This window comes from Corallococcus exiguus (genome assembly GCF_009909105.1).
Classification (GTDB): Bacteria; Myxococcota; Myxococcia; order Myxococcales; family Myxococcaceae; genus Corallococcus; species Corallococcus exiguus.
Genome location: NZ_JAAAPK010000007.1, coordinates 467,707 through 487,113, shown reverse-complemented (window position 1 = coordinate 487,113; position 19,407 = coordinate 467,707). Strand labels below are relative to the sequence as shown.

Below are 19,407 nucleotides of genomic sequence, written 5' to 3'. Positions count from 1 at the left end.
GGAGGGCTGATGCGGCCTTGCCGCGCGGCCTGGGCCAGCTCCTGGAGTGTCGCACCCTGGAAGGGGCGCACGCCAAAGAGGGCCTCGTGGAGGGCCACGCAGAAGCTGAACTCGTCGGAGTGGGCGTCCGCGTGCTGGCCTCCCATGAGCTCCGGAGCCATGTAGGCGGGTGTGCCCAGGAGCTGGCCCGTGCGGGTGAGGTGCTTCATGGAGGCAACCGGGGCCTTGTCGGGCTCCTGGAGCGGAGCGCCCTCGTCCTGCTGGAGCGGGCCGGCGATGCCGAAGTCCGTCACGAAGACGCGGCCCTCCTTGCTCAGGAGGGTGTTGGCGGGCTTGAAGTCACGGTGCACCAGTCCCGCGGCGTGCGCGGCGGCGAGGCCCTTGCCGGCTTCGAGGAAGACGCGGAGCACCTGCTTCCAGGGACGCGGCTGCCGCATCCACTCCGCCAGCGTGGTGCCCTCCACCAACTCCATGGCGAGGAAGACGCCGTCCGCATGGGTGCCCACGTCGTAGAGGGTGACGACATTGGGATGGCGGAGCCGGGCGAGCGCCTGGGCCTCGCGCAGCAGCCGCTGCCGCAGCTCCTCGCGTTGGCGTCCCTCGGGGCGCAGCATCTTGATGGCCACTCGGCGTCCCAGCTCCGGGTCATCCGCCGCGTACACGACGCCCATCGCGCCAGAGCCGAGGCGCTCTCGCACCACGTACCGGGAGAGCTTGTCGCCCGGCAGCAGTAGCTGGGACGGCGCCTGTGCGGAGGCCTTCGGAGCACCGGCCAGGACCTGGGTGTCATTCCCTGCCGCCAGGACCCAACGGCAGTCCGTACAGCCTTCCAGGTGCGCCAGGACAGAGCTCCGGTGCTCTTCGGAGAGCAGCCCGGCAAGAAAGTCCGTCAGCGTCGCTTCCTGTGGACATGAATGCATGTGTGCTCACTCCGCGAAGCGTTCCGGTTCGCCGGACGTAGCGGATGTGGGTGCTCGTTCGTGCATGAGTCCCCCTCAGGAAAATCTTGGGATGCAAGATTAGGCCATTCTATCTTTCTCCACGAGTGAATGGGCAGTCCTGCGTTGACTCGCGCACGGAGCGGAGCTGCACCTCAGTCAATTCTTGATTCCCAAGAGAGGTGCTCGACGTTTGGTGGGTTTGTGTGGGCGAGCGTCTGCCTTGTTGCCGCGCGGTTCGCCATGTCTGGCAAAGGATAATCAAGACCGTGGTCCAGGCCTCCCTCTGAGGATGGGCCGCGCCAGTCTCCCTTTGATTTGTCAGGTTCACTTCATGGGTTTGCATGTGTGTCGATGAGAGCTGGACTCCCCCGCCACTGCCTCAATCTCAGCTTCAGTACTTCCATCATCGCTTCCCGATGCGTCGCTGCCAGGCCAGTATCTGTTGAAGCTCATCCTTGCCGCGGGCTCCCGCTGACTCCATTCCCGCTCGCGCTTCTTCGGCCATCGCGAGCGCGCGCGCCCGGTCAGGGGAGGTGTGTGTATCAAGAAGCGCTCGGGCCAGCAGAAACGAGGTCTTCGCGGCTATCTCCGGGGCCATGGCCACAGGGTTCTGGCGCTGGAGTTGCCGGGCGCGCTCGAGCATCGACACCGCCTTGCTGGCTGCCCCCAGGGCGAGGTGGGCTTCTCCGGCGCAGGTCAGGGCGCCCGCGACGCTCCGATATCCCGCGACCGGCACCTCGCCGAGGAGGTCGCGCGCGCGCTCGCAATGCGCAAGAGCCTCCTTGGGCTCCCGGGTCACCAGTGCCACCCGAGCCAGGCTCAGGAGTATCCGCGCGGTGATGAAACCTTTCGGGTCCGACTCTTTATCCAGCCGGCCCAGGCCCTCCAGCAGGTCGCGCCGAGCCGCGGCATGGCGGCCCGCGAGCAGGTGTGCCCGGGCGCGGAGCTCCAGCGACCATGTGGCATATGTGGTGGTGGGACCGAATGCCCGCTGGGCACGCTCCACGGCCTGTGTGGAGAGATGGAGCGCCTCGTCGTTCCGGCCAGCCTCCAGGGCAATGACTGCTTGCTGCTGGATCACCATGACGACGTTGAGGTTGTCGGGCCCCAGGACTCTCTCGAAGATCGTGCGCGACCGCTCGAGCATGGTCCACGCTTCCTCCCGCTGTCCCTCAAGGCGTAGCGGTTTGGCAAGGTGCTGGAACATGCGTGCAAGTTCAGGAGTCTCCGGGGTGGCCGACGTCTCGAGGATGGCCAGGGCCCGATGCCAGGCGTCGATGGCATCGGCCCTCCGGCCCAGGCTCATGTATGTCGAGGCGAGGCTGTCGTAGGACTCAACGAGGATGGGGTGGTCGGAGCCCAGCAGCCGCTTGTGCTGCTCAAGGGCCTGGAGATGGAGTTCCAGCGCCTCCTCGGGACGCGCTTGGAGTAATCGACTCCATCCGAGTCGATCGAGGAGGATGGCGATACGGAGGTTCTCCGGCCCCTGATGCTTGCGCACGAAACTCAAGCCTTGAATGATTTCAGCCTCGGCCTGGGCATGCTTCTCCTGGACCATCCGCGCCGACCCCACGCGGAGGTACAGGTCCGCCGTGATGTCCGGGAACCGCTCTCGCCCCAGTCGCTCCACGGCTGCCTGGGCGTGGCGGATGATCTTCTCCATGTCCTCGTCACGGAACGGATGGCTATCGACCACCTCCGAGACGAGGAGAATCAATGCACGGGCCGCGGACTCGTCGTCATGCCCGGCTTCGGCGGCCCAGAGTGCCTGGTGGAGGGACGTCTCTGCTTCCTTCCGTCTTTCGAGCAGTTGGTTGAGTTCGCCATGGACCACGAGCACCTCCGCCTCCAGTGGCCGGTAATCAAGGCCTCGGAGTTCTTGGAGGAGGGCGTCTGTCACGCCAAGCCCCTGGTGTAGCCGGCGCGCGGCGAGGTCCGCTTGGGCCTGTGCCAGCTTGCGCCGGACTTCGTCCACGCGGGGGCGGAGGATTTCCGGTGGCTGCGGACGGCTTGAGAGCCCGGGCGTGTCCCGGCAGCCGGTGAGCCCTTCAAGGGAGGCCGTCAATTGGTGCGCGTTCTTGACTGTCTCCGCATCTGCCTTTTCCATCACTTCGGTCACTGCGGCGAACTGCCAGAGCCGCGCGTCCAGGCACGCGGCCGTCTGCCAGGCTTTGTCGCCGGTGTCATGGCCTGTGGCCATGCAGGCCTCGGTGCGAAGCGTCCGCCACTGAGCCGCATGGGTGTCCAGCACTGATGCGAGCTGCTCCCATGCTGGCGCGGCGTAGGACGCGCCCGTGGACAGGAAGGCCGTGCGGATCCGTTCGCGTCGCGCGGGGCTCCAGGCCACCGTGAGCTTCTCCACTTCCTGCTCGCAGTGACTCCCCTCCGTCGCTCCGTAGGCCGCGAGGGTGCCCAGGATTCCAGCCACGGCCGCGGTGGCCATCATCCGCGCAAGCCACCGGATGGGCCGTGGCGCGAGGGCCGCCAGGAGGGACTCCATGGAGGGGAAGCGCTCCTCGGGGTTGGCGCTGAGCCCCCGGAGGACCGCGCGCCGGACGCGGGCTGGAACCTTCACCTCCCGCTTCGGAGGGCTGATGCGGCCTTGCCGCGCGGCCTGGGCCAGCTCCTGGAGTGTCGCACCCTGGAAGGGGCGCACGCCAAAGAGGGCCTCGTGGAGGGCCGCGCAGAAGCTGAACTCGTCGGAGTGGGTGTCCGCGCGCTGGCCCTCCAGGATCTCCGGAGCCATGTAGGCGGGCGTGCCCAGGAGCTGGCCCGTGCGGGTGAGGTGCTTCATGGAGGCAACCGGGGCCTTGTCGGGCTCCTGGATCGGAGCGCTCTCGTCCTGCTGGAGCGGGCCGGCGATGCCGAAGTCCGTCACGAAGACGCGGCCCTCCTTGCTCAGGAGGGTGTTGGCGGGCTTGAAGTCGCGGTGCACCAGGCCCGCGGCGTGCGCGGCGGCGAGGCCCTTGCCGGCTTCGAGGAAGACGCGGAGCACCTGCTTCCAGGGACGCGGCTGCCGCATCCACTCCGCCAGCGTGGTGCCCTCCACCAACTCCATGGCGAGGAAGACGCCGTCCGCATGGGTGCCCACGTCGTAGAGGGTGACGACATTGGGATGGCGGAGCCGGGCGAGCGCCTGGGCCTCGCGCAGCAGCCGCTGCCGCAGCTCCTCGCGTTGGCGTCCCTCGGGGCGCAGCATCTTGATGGCCACCCGGCGTCCCAGCTCCGGGTCGTCCGCCGCGTACACGACGCCCATCGCGCCAGAGCCGATGCGCTCTCGCACCACGTACCGGGAGAGCTTGTCGCCCGGCAGCAGTAGCTGGGACGACGCCTGTGCGGAGGCCTTCGGAGCACCGGCCAGGACCTGGGTGCCATCCCCTACCGCCAGGACCCACCGGCAGTCCGCACAGCCTTCCACGTGCGCTACGACAGAGGTCCGGCGCTCTTCGGAGAGCAGCCCGGCAAGAAAGTCCGTCAGCGTCGCTTCCTGTGGACATGAATGCATGTGTGCTCACTCCGCGAAGCGTTCCGGTTCGCCAGACAGAGCCCCGGGGGCATTCAAGCGTGTGGCCATCTCCCCGTCGAGGTCGTCGCGGGAGTGTTTGGACAGATTTGTCCCTTTCATGAAGTGCTGGCGAAGCAAGTCGATGGTGTTCTCGTTCGTGCTTCGCTGTCATGGGCCGTGGCTATTACTGACGCGTTCATGCACAGACGCTGGGTGCGTTCAGGCGGTTGCGTCGCCAGGAGACGTCGAACGCGCTCCGCATGACGTAAATGAAGGCCGTGCGCCTGGCTCAGCGCTTCCTCCGTCGTGCCGCCAGCAGGAGCCCCAAGGACACGATCAGGGAGGGACTCGCTCCACCGGTGGTCGAGCAACCACCCGAGCCGTCGGAACGCGGTTCGACGGGCGATTGCTCAGGACGATACGCGGCCACCAGTTCCACCGGAGTGCGCGTCTCTGCCCCATCGTCATCACGCACGACGAGTTCGAAGCGGAGGTGCTCGCCTTGCTGAATGACCCAGTCCCAGGGGCTGACCCAGGACAGCAGTCCCGTCACGCTCACCTGGACCCAGTCTGGCGCGCCTGCGACGGAGAATGTCAGCGCATCTCCGGCTCCGCCAGGGTCGGAGACCTGGACCTGGTAGGTCATCTGCCGCTGCGACGTCACGAGCTGTTCGGGGATGGGCTCCACCCGGGGCGCGACATTCTCGATGGGGATCTCGAAGGCTCGGTCGAAGTATCCCGTGGCGGATTCAACGCGCACGATGCCCCGCTGAGAGGAAAGGCCAGGCGGGTTGTCCGGGTACACATGTCGTGTGGAGGGCTCCGCCGTCATCTCGTCGAAGGTCCCGTCCCCGTCGAAGTCCCAGTGATATCGGAGGATGGGTTCGCAACCGGGCTCGGCCCGGGCGCTGAGCCCAGCGGTGACGGGCTCCGTCCGCCCAGAGCCCTCCACGCCCACGTCAAGGATGACGGGGGGCCCACACTCGACGACGGCGCCCCAGGTCTGCACGACCGAGGAACGTTGCAGGTTGTCCACGACGCGCAGCGCCACCCGGTGAACGCCCGCGCTGGAAAACACATGCATCCGGGTGGCATGAGCGCGGGCCTGTGAGAAATTCTCCTCCTCGGGCACGGGAATCGAGTCCCAGGCCGTCGGATGGAAGGTCTTCCCGTCGTGGTCCAGGTCCCACTCCAGGGTCCAGGGCTCGGAGAAGGCCGGAGCGAGGAAGGCCACGTCAAGCGTGAACGGATGCCGCACCTGGGGAACCAGGACGTCCGAGCCCAGTCGCACCGGGGAGGGATGATCCGGAATGAAGTTCGGCGCGGCCTGCACCGTGTGCGAGGGGTTCCCGTTCGCGTCGATGATCCGCACAGCCACCGCCGTCGCCTCTGGAGACGGCGGAACGAGCGCGGTGTAGGAGATCACCTCGGTATACGAATGAGGCGTGGCCGGCGCGCTCGTCGTGGCGTCCACGTCGAAGTGGCCGTCGTAGTCCGCGTCCCACTGCACCTCCCAGGGGCCTGGGGTCCCATCTCCCACGAAGTCGACCCGGAAGGACGCCTCCCTCCGTACCTCAGGCCGCCAGGAGGCAAACCAGTCGTAGATGTCGGCGGTCCCTGAGTACCGGGGATGGGCCGTGAAGGAATCGCCACCGGGAAAGGTGAAGACGACAGGGCCCGCGCTCGGGGGATCCCACTCCGCGGTGGCAATCCCGTCGCCCGCGATCATGTCAGCGCCCTGACCATCGTCGAGGAGAACGAGACTCCAGGGCGCGATGCTGAGCTGCACTGTCACGGAACCCGCTGACTGCTCACAGCGGATGTTCAGCGCGGCGAGCGTCATCCGCTCCTGATAATCATACCACCTGTCCGAACCGCTGTGGACGATGTCTCCCGACGGCTCAAGACGTCTGACCATCGATTGTTCCGCGCAACTCATCGAGCCTCCACCGCCCGTGTCGATGGCACGGATGCGGCGGCCCGTGACGCTGAGGTCGCGGAGCGCGGGTACCTCCTGGCCACCGCTCAGCACCAGGTTGCGGAGGGCCCGCCAATCGCGCTCGGGCGACTGCGCGTGCAGCAGCGCCACGAGCCCCGTGACATGGGGTGCCGCCATGGACGTACCGCTGAAGACGGCATGGCCGCCCCCGGGCACCGTGCTCAGGATCGAGACTCCTGGAGCGAAGATGTCCACCTTCTGGTGTCCGTAGTTGGAGAAGCGGGCCCGGCGGTCCAAATCATCCGACGCGCCCACGCTGAGGATGTTGGGCAGGGTGAATTCCGCGGGGTAGCTCGACATCCAAAAATCCATGTTCATCCCGAGGTTGCCCGCAGCCGCCACGAAGAGGATGCCCGCATGGAGGTGCCCGGTAATGGCATCCGAGAGCGCCTGTGAGGCGAAGGACCCACCCCACGAGGCATTCGAGGCGATGAGGTTCACCGGGTGCCGGGCCCGCGTTTTCAGGTCCAGCAGATAGTCGAGGCAACGGACCGCCGCATCCAGCGCGAAGAAGCCATCCGCGTCCTCGATCTTGCAGGCCAGGAGCTTCGTGCGCGGACTCACCCCGACGACCCCGAGCCCGTTTCCGCCGCGCGCGGCGATGGTCCCGGCCACGTGCGTGCCATGGCCGTTGACATCCATGGGCGTCTTCGTCTCGTCCGTGGCATCAATGCCGTGAACGTCGTCGACATAGCCATTGCCGTCGTCATCGACGCCGTTTCCGGCGATCTCCCCGGGGTTGACCCACATGTTGTCGGCCAGATCCGGGTGCGTGAAGTCCACACCACTGTCGATGACGGCAACGACATCCGCCTCGCTCCCCTGGGTGAGTTCCCAGGCTTCAGGCGCATTGATGTCCATGTCCGCGCCGCCCAGCGTCTGCCCCGTGTTGTGAAAGCCCCACTGTTCACGGAAGCGCGGGTCCGCGGGGAGCACGGAGGGCGTATAGATGGCATTCGGCTCGGCGAATGCGACGCGCGGGTCGCGGCGGTAGTGGGACAGGGCCTGCTCGACGCTCATGCCCTCGGGAAGCTTCACGAGCTGGAGCCCGGGCATCTTCCGGAACCGGTGCAGCACCCGCGCTCCCTTCAACCCTCGGGTAGGGTCTTGCTCCATCGCCTGGATGCCATCGCGAAAACGCACCAGGACCTCGCCTTCGACCTGGGTCCGCGCGAGGGTATGTTCCGGGGCCGGAGACGCTGCGGGCGCTGGAGGTGGAGTCGTCCGCGCGTCACATCCCAGGACGAGGGAGCCCACCAGGAGGACCGTCCGGACCACCTGGGCTTCTCGGGATGGAGCGCTCCTCCGCCGACCCTCCTCCGCGGGGCGCGGTGCTTCGGCGGGATCGACTTCCCGAGCACCCGCACCACCGACCGTTGTCCCTGAACTCATGACATCTCCTCTGGATGAGGGGTCGCGGCCCCTTGTCAGGATTGAAATAGACGCCGTGCGCGTGATTGAAGGGTCGGGCCTGAAACGGGCCCGAGATCCGCATATCTTCTCGTAGACGCCCAGGGGCTGCCGCTCACCGAGTTCGTGACCGCCGCCAATGTGCACGACGCGCACGAACTCTTCCCGCTTCTGGACTGCGTGCCTGCGGTGAGGATGCCTTCAGGCCAGTGGTGGCTTCGCCCCACCAAACTGCATGGCGACAAGGCCTCTGCACCAAGGAAGAACCGGCATGGGCTGCGCCTGCGCGGCATCGCCTCGCGCATTGCGCACCCGGTCGTCGAGTCCAACGAACGTCTTGACTGCGCAGTAATCTCGCGAATCCACGGTCTCATTCACGTTGACAGGTTCCGCTCCATGGCGGCCTGGACGCAGGCATGACGCAGCGACCGGGTTTCGAGTAGGCTCAGCTGTGCTTGCGCGTGATGGATACGAAGCCTGCGGGGACGGGTTTCCCGGGCGCCCAGCTCTCCATGGCGCTCAAGAGCTTCGTCACCTGCAGTGAGAGCGGGAACACCGGCTCCGGAATCCGTGTCTTGTCGAACCAGGCCGACTGCTCGCCCTCCGGAGTCTCTCGGTCGAGCGCCACGCTGGTCGTGGCCCCGGGCGCGTCGAAGTCCAGGTCGTCGAGAGCCAGGTCCGAGGCGCGGTTCCACGCGTCGAGTTCCGCCTGGGCGAGCCGCGCGTCGACGACGCCCCCGTGGGGAAGCTGAAATTGAACGATACCGCTCGAGTGCACTGACAGGGTGTGGTCGCCGACGGTCCACCGCGTGAGCGCGCCCTCGATGACGGGCGATTGAAGCGGGTCGTCACCCAGGTCAGCCTGGGCGGGCAAGGGGCCGGGGTAGAGGTCCTTGGTAGAGGCGAGGGACATGTCGGGGATGAACTCGGTGCGCGCGCGCCACTTGCCCGTCCCCAGCAGCCAGGTGAGGAAGTCGCGCGCGCGCGCCATGGATTCGGGATGGCCTCGCTGGTCGATGCTCACGCCGTCCGGATGGACAGAGACCAGCACGCCAGCGGTCGGAAACTCGGTGGGGTGGGCGATGCGCCAGTCACGTGCTTCACGGGCGCTCCGCACGCGCCCGGCGAGGAGGAAATCCTTTCCATTCACGGGATCTCGCCAGGCCCAGGGGAGGGCGCCGAGGTACGCCTCAATCGCGGCGACGTCGACCGGACCGTCGGTGCGGGTGAGCCATGCACTTTCGAATTTCATCACAGGTGCCTCCATGGGGGAGCCGGTCTACTGCTTGGTTCTCAGATGTCCAGCGTCGGCGACCTGTTTTTCGAAGGCCTTGAACTGATACTCGTTATCATTGCCGTTGTATGGGTTCTGAACGTCCGCTGGCCCCCTGGGCACGGGTTGGCCGTCCACACCAATCTTGAATGCCACGCTGGTCTGGTCCAACGGCTTGATGACCTTGTTGTCGCTAACCTGGATGCCATTAGGGCCATTCGGGAGGACCGTAATGCCGTCAGTGAGGACCTCGATGCTGTAACTCGGAATATCCGGGCTATGCTTATCTCCTTTGGGCTTGAATCGCACGAGCGTGTCGTTGCCGAACAGGTAGGCCTCCTGGGGTCGGGGTGGATTGCCGGGGAGCATGGTATCGCCCAGCTTTCGCGCCCGACCTGCTTTGAGCTCCTGGTCTATGGCTGTGCTCAGCTCCGTAGCCGACAGATTATTTAACTGCGGCGCGAGCCGCTTCGCTTCTGCTCCTCGACCTCCAATATTGAAAGCGTCCAGGGCAGCTTGGTCTTTGGGGCTGAGGATCCATTGATTCAGGTCTCCCATTACCCGGTCGGCACGCTCTCTTGCCACGACTCGGGCTTGTTCTCTTACTGCCTCGTTCGCTACATACGGTGGCGTCCCCCCATTTACCCTTGATGGCTTCTTCCCGGTTTTTGACAATTCTTCGGCTTTAGCCGTGAAAGCCTCTATCCACACCTCGACAAGGCGCTCGCGGGCCGATGCGTCGCCTTCGAAGTCCATTTTCTTGGTGATCCTGCTGACGGCGTCGTCCGCCTTTTGCTCCAAGGCCGTCTTTGGCGTTGTCGCCCCGTCGTCGGCTGCGACGAAGCCGCGAGCCGGGGCCAGCGAGCTGAGCTGCTGCTCGTGCTCTGCCAACTGCGTGCGCAAGCTCTCCAAATCGCGCTCAATGGCCACGCGCTGAGCCGCTGTCGGTACCTGGGCGCCGCTGTCCAGGCTGTGCAGGCGGGCGTCAATCTTCCGCTGCATGGTTTCCAGCCCGGTGATGAGGCCGTTGAGCTTCTTCACCTCGAGCTGCGATTCGAAGCCCTGGGTCCCATGGCCCGGCTTCTGGGTGAGCGCCTGGAGGGCGCGGTCGCGGAGCTGGCGCACCTGTCCAAGGGGCCCCTCGTACTTCTGGAGCGTTTGGGCTGTCTTGAGGTGCGCTTGGATCTGAGCGGGCGTGGCCTTGGGGCCTGCCTCGATGTGGACGCGGCGACTGTCCCCATAGCGCACGCGGACGGAGCTGCCCGTCAGCTCCGGATTGCGCACCACGGGAATCTCCCGAGGCTGGAGCCCCTTGGCCAACCCCGCGGAGGTCAGTCCTCCGGCGGCCCCGCCGAGGACGGCCCCCGTGCCGGCCTGCACGGCCACCTGGCCCAGGCCGTCCGCGAGGCCGTTCTGCCACGTCTCGCTGCGAGTGGCTGCGTCCACGGCGCCGCCAGCCGCTCCACCGACCACGCCTTCCTTGACGCCCTGCTTCCCGGCCGTGAGGACCGCATTCTCCACGGCCTCCTTCCCCACCGTCGTGGTCACGCCCTTCGTCGCGGACGATGCCGCCACGCTGGCGCCCTTGGTCACCGGCAGGACGGCCGTTCCGCCCTCGACGGCGCCAATCACGGCTTGCCGTCCGGCATCCTCCCAGCCCGCGGCGCCACCCTGTATCAGTTCGTTGGTGGCGGCCCGGGTGGTCGCGCCCAGCGCGGCATAGCCGGCAATGGCCAGCGGTGTCGCCGCTCCACCGGAGAGCACCACGGCCGACGTGGTCGCCACCGCCACCGCGGCGGTCGCGGCGCCCTCCGCGAGCGAATCCTTGCTGCTCTGCAGCGACTTCACGTCATCCGTGGCGAACCCGACGGAGCGGCTGGCATTCTGGGTGTCGCCGGCCTGGATGGCCTTCTCCGCGTCCCTCAGGTTCCGGTTGAGTCTGTCGTTGTCGGACTCGCCGCCCTTGACGGTCCGCTGGACGTTGTCCAGGAGCCAGGTTCCAAAGCCAGATTCATTGGCCTGCTGCTCACGCAGGCGGCGCGCCAGTTCCTGGTTCGCGTTGGGGTCCTTGTCATCCACCGCGCCCAGGTCGAAGCTGTGCTCGAGCAGCTCCAGGTGGTCTCGGCCGCTAAGCTCCGAATCCAACCTGGAGCGCAGGTCCTCCCCATACTTCCTCTTGTAGGCGGCGGAGATGTCGTTGATCTCCGCCTTGGACTTGCCCTGCAGCACATCGCGGAGGGCGTCCTCGTCGGTACCCGCTCCATCTACGGCCAGCTTGAGCTTCTCGGCGGCGGCCTCGGCCTGGGCCTGGGTGTCACCTTCCTGGGGCGGGTTGAGCAGGCGCAGCGTCACCTCCTTGTCCGCGCCACCCCACTTGCGAATCTCGTCCTCCAGGGACTTGCCCGTCAGCTTCTGGTACTCGGCCTTGAGATTGGCCAGCTCATCGGGCTTCTTTCCTTCGAGGACGGCGCGCACGCCGGATTCGTCCGCGCCGAAGACGCCATTCATGGCGCTGGTGAGGCGGGCCGCATCCGCCTTGGCCGGGTTGTCCTGGATCAGCCCCATGGCCCGGTCGTAATCTTCCTGGCCCAGCTCGTCCTTCAGCTGACTCTTGAGTGCTTCGTCCTGCGCCAGGATTCTGCGCTGCTCCGGGGTGGCTTTCTCCAGGCGCTCGAAGATGCGGTCCTCGTCCGTGCCCAGCCCATCCATGTCCTGCTTGAGACCGTCCTTGATGGCCTGTGCTTCCAGTGGGTCTCGCTGCTCCGGTGTCTGGGGTTGACCCGCGGAGAGCATGTTGCGGGCCCGGTTCAGTTGCTCTGGGGTGAGCGACTGCCCCAACTTGCCCAGCATGAAGTCCTGGGCCGACTGCCCTGGCTTGAGGCCGCCATTCATCTCCGCGAACTTCTGTGCGGTGTCCTGTCGCTGCTCGGGCGTCTGCTTCTCCAGCACCTTGAGCAGGTCCTCATTTGAGCCGAACACACCGTCCAGCTCCGCCTGGACCTGCACCGCGGCGCTCTTGGACGCGTCACCCTGGAGCAGCGCCAAGGCGTGCTTCCCGTCCGCTCCGCCCAGTTCATCGCGAATGACGGAATCCAGGTCCTTGCCGTGGTTGCGCTTGTAGCCCTTGCGGATGAGGTCGATCTGCTCGGGGGACTTGCCCTCCAGCGTCTTGAAAACGGTGTCTTCATCCGTGCCCCAGCCCGTAGCGCCTCCTTCCATGGCGTCAAAAAGGGCCGCCGCATCCCGGTCCGCCTGGGCCTGGGTATAAGAGGGTGCCTGGGAAGGGGTTTGAGCTTGGGGCGTGGACGGGGCGGAGTCCGTCACCAGCATTCGCTGGAGCGAATCTGGAACCTTTGCCTCCGCGATGGCCTTTTGCCGCTCCGGGGAGCCGGGAGGCGCGGAGAGAATCTTCGCGGCGGCGTTCGCGGAGAGGGTGCCTGCGGGTTGGTAGTGGGGCTGGTCCTTCAGGAAGGCTTGGAGGTTGTCGTAATTCTTGCCAAGGGCGGGGTCCATGACGCGGTCCCCTTGGCGAATCAAGACGTGCCCGGACTGGCCCTCGGCACCAGGACGCGAGTCCTTGAGGAACACCATCTCCGAGCGCGCTCGCAGGGTGGGCGTGGCCTTGGCTACCCAGTCCGCGGCGACATCCAGGCCGTTGACCTTGGTGTCGCGAGAGCTGCCATCCCGCATGGGCGGGACGGGGTTGCCGAGGGCCACGTCGGGAGGCACCACCCCTGTGTTGGCTCCGGGCCGCTGGTGGAACCAGGTGGCGGCGGACGGGTCCGTGGCCGTCTGCCCGAAGGGTCCAGGGGACGCGTCCTTCGTGTCCTTCGCGCTGAAAGGAGTCCCAGGCGCTTCGCCCGTCCCGGCCGACTGGATGACTTCCTGCGGCGGCGGGGCCGTCAAGCCCAGCAGCTTCTCCAGTTGAGCCTTTCGACTCGTGCCCTCGAAGGCCGACTCGAGCTCGCTCTTCGTCGGCTTGACCTTGTCGATGTCCTTCTGGCTATAGGGCGGCGTCTTGCATTCCGCGACGGCCGCCGCGTTCGCCTTGAGCATGGCCTCCTCGGCGCTCTTCGCGGCCAGGGCGGCCTTCTCCTCCGCATCCTGGAGTTTTTGCGCCGCGGCCAGGGACGCATTGGTGGCCTCCTTGAGCTTCTTCTCCGCGGTGGCGAGGGCTTCCTTCGACTTCTTCGCCTCGGCGGGTGTCTGCCCCAGCCGCTCTGCGGCCTTGCGTGCGTCGGTGACGGACTTCTCCTCCGCGGTCTTCTGCCGTCGCGCGCCATCCGCGTCGCGCTGGGCCTGCGTCAGGTTGTCCCGGGCCTCGGTCGCCGCATTGCGCCGGGCCTCGGCGGCGAGCCGCGCCGCCTCCGCCTTCTGCCGGGCCTCCTCCGCGCGGCGCTGTGCCTCGGCGGGATCGACTTTCGGAGCACCACCAGAACCGCCGACCGCCTTCACTGAGCCCATGGGACATCTCCTCTGGATGGGTGTTCGAGCGCGAGTCGATGCGCGTCTGCCCTGCAATCGAGGAGAAAGAGGGCCTGGGCCCGCCGGCGTCCCAAAAATCCCGGAAGAAGACGCTGGTGGCCCCGGGAGGTTTTGCAGCGCGGGCGGGTCTTGCTTCAGCCTTGGCTCGGTGCGCGAGCAACTGCTCGCGGGCATCGGCTCGCAGGCCCAGGCTCATGTATGTCGAGGCGAGGTGTCGTAGGAGCGAACGAGGATGGGGTGGTCGGAGCCCAGCAGACGCTTGCGCTGCTCGATGGCCTGGAGATGTAGCTCCAGCCGCTCCGCAAGACGCCCCTGGTCAAATCGAATCCATCCGAGGCGATGGCGGAAGGTAGCGGTGCGGAGGTTTTCCGGCCCCTGAACCTTGCGCACGAAATTCAAGCCTTGAAGGGAGGCCGTCAATTGGTGCGCGTTTTTGACTGTCTCCGCATCTGGCTTTCCAGTACCTCGGTGACGGCGGCGAACCGCCAGAGCCGCGCGTCGAGGTATGCGGCCGTCTGCCAGGATTTACCCCCGGTGTCATGGTCTGTGGCCATGCAGGCCTCGGTGCGAAGCGTCCGCCACTGAGTCGCATGGTGTCCAGCGCCGACGCGAGCTGCTCCCATGCTGGCGCTGCGTAGGATGCGCTCGAGGTCTGCGAGCTGCTCGCCGGGTCCCAGTCGGGCCTCCGCCGCCTTCATGTCCTGCCACGTGGCGCAACGCTGGAGGTACGTGGGAGTCAGGCCGTCGTGCCGAGGGGTAACATCGGCAGGTGTCCGGCAGTCCTGTGCGTCGCCTGCCCTCCATGACGGTCGTCTTGATGCGGCTTTGACGCACGCATGATGCCGCGACCAGGTCTAGGGTAAGCACAGTGGCTTCGTGTCCGCGCGTGCTCAGAATACTTTTTTGGGATGCAGGCCGGGCCTTTCCCTCTTTTCTCCGAGACCCCGGAGTGTCCTGGGGCCTCACGCAAGGAGCAAAAATGGGCCTGCCTTGAATCCTGGGGCCTGGCTTCCCTCAAGAACCTCAGACGGCAGTCTCAAGGTTGCTTTTGCGCTCGGGCCTTGGTCGATCATGTTGGTTCGATCATTGGTGCGGGTGGGAGCTTCACTGGAGACGGTCTGGAAAATGAAGTGCTTGGCCGTGGGTGTTGGTGTTGAGGCGGTTGGACGTCTCTGTCATTCCTGCTTCCATGTTTCCCTTGGAGTATTGCATGGGCTACCGGATCAAGTCTGGTGATACGTTGTCTCGCATTGCCAGCGTTAACAAGACCACCGTCAGTGCGCTGATGAAGTCGAACCCGCAGATCAAGAACGCGAATAACATCCTGTCGGGCGCGACGCTGAAGCTCCCTGGTCAATCGGATGGGTTCGAAGACGCGCCCATCAAGAGGTCGGGCGCTGGCTCGACGAAGTCCAGCGACAAGAGCTCCACGTTCGATGCTCCTTCGGCCGGTTCCTCTTCCAGCGGCGTGAAGGGCCCCAAGGGCAACCCCTACGAAATCGCGAATCAGCACAAGGGCAAGAACGCTGGGGCGCTGAAGCTGGAAAAGAAGGGGGTCGGCGCGGACATGGACAATGGCGTTGGCAACAAGGTCAACTGCGCCAACTTCGTCTCCGCATGCCTGGAACAGGCGGGGATGATCACCGACCGCCAACACAGCAATCTGGTGAGTGGCCTGCAGAACAACCTGGACAAGGACAAGAATTTCAAGCGCGTGTCCCTGCAGGATGCGAAGAAGGGTGACGTGGTGAGTATGAAGACGGGGCCGGGCGCCGAAGATCGTCATGTGGTGATCTTCGCGGGCTGGAAGAATGGAAAGCCTGAGTTCATCGGTTCGAACAATCGCAATAAGGATGGGACGCAGAAGATCACCACTGGCCCTGCCAACTATCCCATCCTGTCCATCCACCAGTACCGCGGTTGATGCTCGCCCCAGAGCGAGGACATCCCTGCGGGCATCTGGCTCGCGGGATGTCATTTTGCTGGGCCGGCGGACCTTCCAACCCGTCTCATTCGAAGAGGGAAAGCTCCGCCAAGGAAGTCACCTCCGCCTCGGAGGGGGGAATCGACAGGCAAACCAGGCGGACGTACTGGACCTGGGGACCGCCAGGCAGGGGGATGTCGAGGAAGGCGTGGTCGTACCGCGGAAGAGGCGGGTCCCACGGACTGTCCGCGTCGCTCTCCTTTCGGAAACCCCGGTTGACTCCCGACGTGAATGACTCAGCAAGTTTCCGCCGGGCAAGCTCGCTCCACTGCACTCCGTCCTCACTGCCCTCGACGACCACCTCCTGTCCGTACGTCACCATGTTGCGGATGACCACGCGCGAGATGCGGGCTGGCGCCTCCAGGCGGACGCCCACGCGACGCGGGTAGGAAGAGGTCTCCAGTGGCCACAGCTCGGAGGTGCGCTTCTCGGTGAGCAGCCCATCCGTGAACGGGCAGGGGGCGTCGAGCGCCGGAAGGCACCTGGCCCCCCGGCTCAGTGGGCGCAGCGTGCCCTCCGGCAGTGGCAGCCGCTCGCTGCGCCATTCGATACGGAATTGAAGCCAGGCCTCATCACTCGTGAGCGCATCGCGGTGCCAGGCGTTCGCGCTCACCGCGCGCACCTGGACTTCCGGTGTGACGAAGTCCTCGAGCAGCCAGGGGGAGAGGAGCCTCGGCGACGTGACGGCATCCTCGTGCCAGACGAGGCCCTCCTTCCCGTGGAGCTGAAGCTCTGGCTTGGGAATCGAGACGTCCACCAGGTCACCACTGGGGGCTCCAGGGGACGGCGTGGTGTCATCCGCTGAGACCACCACGCCCTGGGGCGGCGCGGGCGCGGGCGGGGGCGGTGCGAAGGTCAGCGCCCGTCCGGTGGCTGTCTCACTCCAGGCGAGGTCGGCGCCCCAGACACGCAGCTCCGGCAACTCGGAGTCCCCTGTCCCGTACAGGGTGAACGAGACGAAGGCGGCCCGTCCTTCCTCCAGGGGCGTCGCCACCCGGAAGCGGTCGCGGAAGGTCGACCGGGGCCAGGTCAGCTCTCCCGCCACGATGGGGGCGATGTCCCCCGCGAGGATCTCCAACACGAAGGCCCCATTGTCGCGCGTGGTCGCCGTGTCATACGGCGTGAAGACGGGCAGCTCGTCGGCGACCGTGCCGCGGCGTGCCCCCTCCAATGACAGCGCTGTCTGTCCAAAGGGCGAGCCGTCCACCCGCCGGGCCAGGCCGTAGAAGAAGAGGGGGGAGTCAGGTTGGGCTTCGCAGCCCCCGCTGCCCAGGCCCACGACGAGGAGTCCGCACAGAAGGGTGGGGCGCATGTCAGTAGCTTCCTTTCAGCCCGAGCATGGGGAAGAAGACGGGGAAGCCCCGTGCCTTGCGCACGAGGGTGGAGGGTGCGTCCGGGGAAGGCTGCTCGGAGGTGTATTCGTAGAAGAAGACCTCCTTCTGGAAGGAGGCGTTGAGCAGGTCGAAGGACAGCTCGAGCATGAGGTCGTCCAGGGTCCACGTCCTGGCGGCGCGCAGATCCACGCGCCAGAAGGAGGGCAGGCGCCCGGGCTGGCTCCGCTCGCGCCGCACCCACCGGGGGTTGCCCTCGCTGTCCGTGGATTGACGCATGGGCTGGGGCGTGAGCTCCCCCGTTTCGGGGCGGCCCGTGTTGAAGTGCACCACGGCCCCCAGGGTGTAGCCGCTGCCCACCTTGCGGCTGATGGCCGCGTTGAAGACGTGCGCCTGCTCGAAGGCGAAGGGCACGGTGGCCCACGAGGTGCCCGTCATCCTGTTCTGGTCGTCGTAGCGTTCAATGCGCACCCGGCGCCGGCTCTGGAGGAAGCTGTAGGACGCCCAGCCAAACCAGTCACCGGCAGGCGCATGGCGCGCCATCAGCTCAAGTCCAAAGGCCTCGCCGCTCCCGGCCGGGTCCGCCGCCGCGACTCCGCCCCGGCGCCGGAGGTCGATGAGCTGCTGAAGGCTGAACTCCACCGTGCGACGCATGGGATTGTAGAAGACGTCGGTGCTCAGCTCCCACGCGGTGTGGGGCCGCCACTCGGCCCCCACGTCGAACTGCATTGCTTCCTGCAGGCCGTACCTGAGGCCGGACAGGTCCATCACCGGAAGCGGGAGCAGCACGGTGGGGGCCTGGTGGAACAGGCCCGCGCCCCCCTTGAGGACCAGGGCCTCCGTGAGGGCATGGCGCACCGTCAGCCGGGGCTCGAACGCCGTGTGGGTGGCTTCCCCAAGCAATTGATAGACATCCGCGCGCACTCCGGGGACGACCGTCCAGCGCGCGGTCGGGTGCCATTGCAGCTCCGCGTAGGCGCCGCTCATGCGCGCATCCGACGTGGGGCGGGTGAGCGGATCATCCTCGGAGAGGTACTCGGAGCCGGCGGGGGCCTCGCTTCCGGTGGCGACGATGGTCCCCCGCCGCTGCTCCACGTCCGCGCCCGCGGTGAGCCGCAGCGTCGAGCCCAGCGCTCGCGTCCACCGGAGGCGTCCCGCGAGGCTTTCCTGACGCAGGGTGAGCTCACCCAGCCTGACGCGGGGCGGGCCCCGTTCAGAGAAGATGCCCACCGCGTCCGCGCCCACCGCGAGGCCCACCTCCAGCTCTCCGCCAGCCAGGGGGTGGAGGCCGCGGAGGTCCACCCGGTGGAAGCGGGTGAGGCCTCCTCCTCCATTCGTGACCTCCGGGAGCGGTTCCGCCACCTCCGGCGCGTACGAGGCCAGGACATCGGAGCTCCCGAGGGCCAGCAGGCGCACCCGTCCGCGCCCCACCTGCTGCTCGACGCGGGCCTGGTAGTCCCAGAACCTGGCGCTGAGGGACTTGGTGCCCGGCGCGGAGAGCGTGTTCACCAGCAGGGTGCTCAGCAGTCCCGAGTAGCTCATCCGGCCGCCCACGCTGATGCTGGTGCCCGTGGACGCGAGGGGCACCTCCAGGAACGCGGCGCTGTTGATGAAGTCCAGGGTGGCCGAGGCATGGAGCCGGTCCTCTCGCGGACGGGAGAGCCGGGCCTCGACGGTGCCGCCGAGCTGCCGCCCGTACTGGACGGGCGGCGGCCCAGGAAGGAAGTCGAGGGAGTCGATGAACTCGGGCTGCACCACGGCCGGCCCGACCATCAGGTGGTAGAGCATCGGGAGGCGGACCCCGTCGACGAAGAAGCCCGTGGACGCCGGCTGGCCGCCCCGCACCACGGGATAGCCGAGGCCGGAGGCGAGGCTCGCCACGCCCGGCATCACCATGATGACGCGGAACGGATCCCCCTGTGTCCCGGGCACCTCGCGGAGCTCCGGCCCCTGCAGGCTGATGCGCGTCACCTCGGTGCGCGGCCGCTCCTCCCGCACCACCGTCTCGAACGGGCTCACCTCCAAGGGGTCGAGCCGGTAGATGACCTGGACCTGCTGGCCCGCGGTGACGGTCTCCAGGAACGAGGCGGGCTTGTGGCCCGGGGCACGCACCTCGACGGCGTGGGTGCCCGCTGGGAGCTGGAGCTCGAAGTGTCCCTCCGCGTCCGGCAGCACCACGTCCGGCATCCCCCATACCTGGACGGCGGCATCGGCCAGGGGACGGCGGGTGCCCCGGGCGCGCACCGTGCCCCGGACCTGTCCCTTCCGCGGTGCCTCGGCAGCGGCCTTCGCAGGCTCCTCGGCCAGCGCGGCAGGGGACGCGAGCAGCAGCCCCACCGTGAAGGCCCACCCGCTCAGGCGGAATGACAATCGAGACATGAATCCCTCCCTCTGCCAGGATAACGTTGCAGGTGCTCTCCACCGGCCAGGCTTCGGCCTGGAAATCCGCAAGTGATTTCCCTGTCCGCTTTCCGGGCCC

At 66.9% G+C, this 19,407-nt stretch carries 10 protein-coding genes; 2 read left to right on the top strand and 8 right to left on the bottom strand.

What is annotated here, in order from left to right; all coding sequences use genetic code 11:
* The 3 genes from GTZ93_RS26385 to GTZ93_RS26375 all read right to left on the bottom strand — a co-directional run.
* A partial coding sequence (locus tag GTZ93_RS26385) for a protein kinase domain-containing protein (protein WP_161663069.1) occupies window positions 1–920 on the bottom strand: 920 nt, incomplete at its 3' end.
* Window positions 921–1,344: 424 nt separating this feature from the next.
* Complete coding sequence (locus tag GTZ93_RS26380; protein WP_167548385.1) at window positions 1,345–4,446, bottom strand: protein kinase domain-containing protein; 3,102 nt, start codon at window positions 4,444–4,446, stop codon at window positions 1,345–1,347.
* A gap of 289 nt (window positions 4,447–4,735) precedes the next feature.
* The gene (locus tag GTZ93_RS26375) at window positions 4,736–7,837 is read right to left on the bottom strand and encodes a S8 family peptidase (RefSeq protein WP_139915288.1); all 3,102 of its coding nucleotides are present in this window, start codon (window positions 7,835–7,837) and stop codon (window positions 4,736–4,738) included.
* 144 nt (window positions 7,838–7,981) lie between these two features.
* Here GTZ93_RS26375 and GTZ93_RS26370 point away from each other — a divergent pair, with 144 nt between their 5' ends.
* Window positions 7,982–8,275 carry a hypothetical protein gene (locus GTZ93_RS26370; RefSeq protein WP_139915287.1) on the top strand — a complete coding sequence of 98 codons (294 nt, stop codon included), beginning with the start codon at window positions 7,982–7,984 and terminating at the stop codon, window positions 8,273–8,275.
* A gap of 25 nt (window positions 8,276–8,300) precedes the next feature.
* Here GTZ93_RS26370 and GTZ93_RS26365 read toward each other — a convergent pair whose 3' ends face one another.
* From GTZ93_RS26365 to GTZ93_RS43435, 3 genes are all read right to left on the bottom strand, one after another.
* Entirely contained in the window at window positions 8,301–9,107 is an 807-nt protein-coding gene (locus GTZ93_RS26365) for a hypothetical protein (protein ID WP_161663067.1), read from the bottom strand.
* A 27-nt stretch (window positions 9,108–9,134) separates the two neighbouring features.
* Window positions 9,135–13,184, bottom strand: a complete 4,050-nt coding sequence (locus GTZ93_RS42470) for an annexin (RefSeq protein ID WP_261778855.1) — start codon at window positions 13,182–13,184, stop codon at window positions 9,135–9,137.
* A gap of 621 nt (window positions 13,185–13,805) precedes the next feature.
* Entirely contained in the window at window positions 13,806–14,003 is a 198-nt protein-coding gene (locus GTZ93_RS43435) for a tetratricopeptide repeat protein (protein ID WP_161663066.1), read from the bottom strand.
* Window positions 14,004–14,823: 820 nt separating this feature from the next.
* On the opposite strand from GTZ93_RS43435, the gene GTZ93_RS26345 reads away from it, so the two are divergent.
* Window positions 14,824–15,537 (top strand): LysM peptidoglycan-binding domain-containing protein, encoded by a 714-nt coding sequence (locus GTZ93_RS26345; RefSeq protein WP_139915285.1) that lies wholly within the window; start codon window positions 14,824–14,826, stop codon window positions 15,535–15,537.
* Window positions 15,538–15,622: 85 nt separating this feature from the next.
* Here GTZ93_RS26345 and GTZ93_RS26340 read toward each other — a convergent pair whose 3' ends face one another.
* Together GTZ93_RS26340 and GTZ93_RS26335 are read right to left on the bottom strand one after the other, a co-directional pair.
* On the bottom strand, window positions 15,623–16,909 hold the full coding sequence (locus GTZ93_RS26340; RefSeq protein WP_139915284.1) for a hypothetical protein: 1,287 nt from the start codon (window positions 16,907–16,909) through the stop codon (window positions 15,623–15,625).
* Between the two features lies 1 nt (window position 16,910).
* Window positions 16,911–19,307 carry a TonB-dependent receptor gene (locus tag GTZ93_RS26335; RefSeq protein ID WP_139915283.1) on the bottom strand — a complete coding sequence of 799 codons (2,397 nt, stop codon included), beginning with the start codon at window positions 19,305–19,307 and terminating at the stop codon, window positions 16,911–16,913.
* Between the last annotated feature and the right edge of the window lie 100 nt (window positions 19,308–19,407).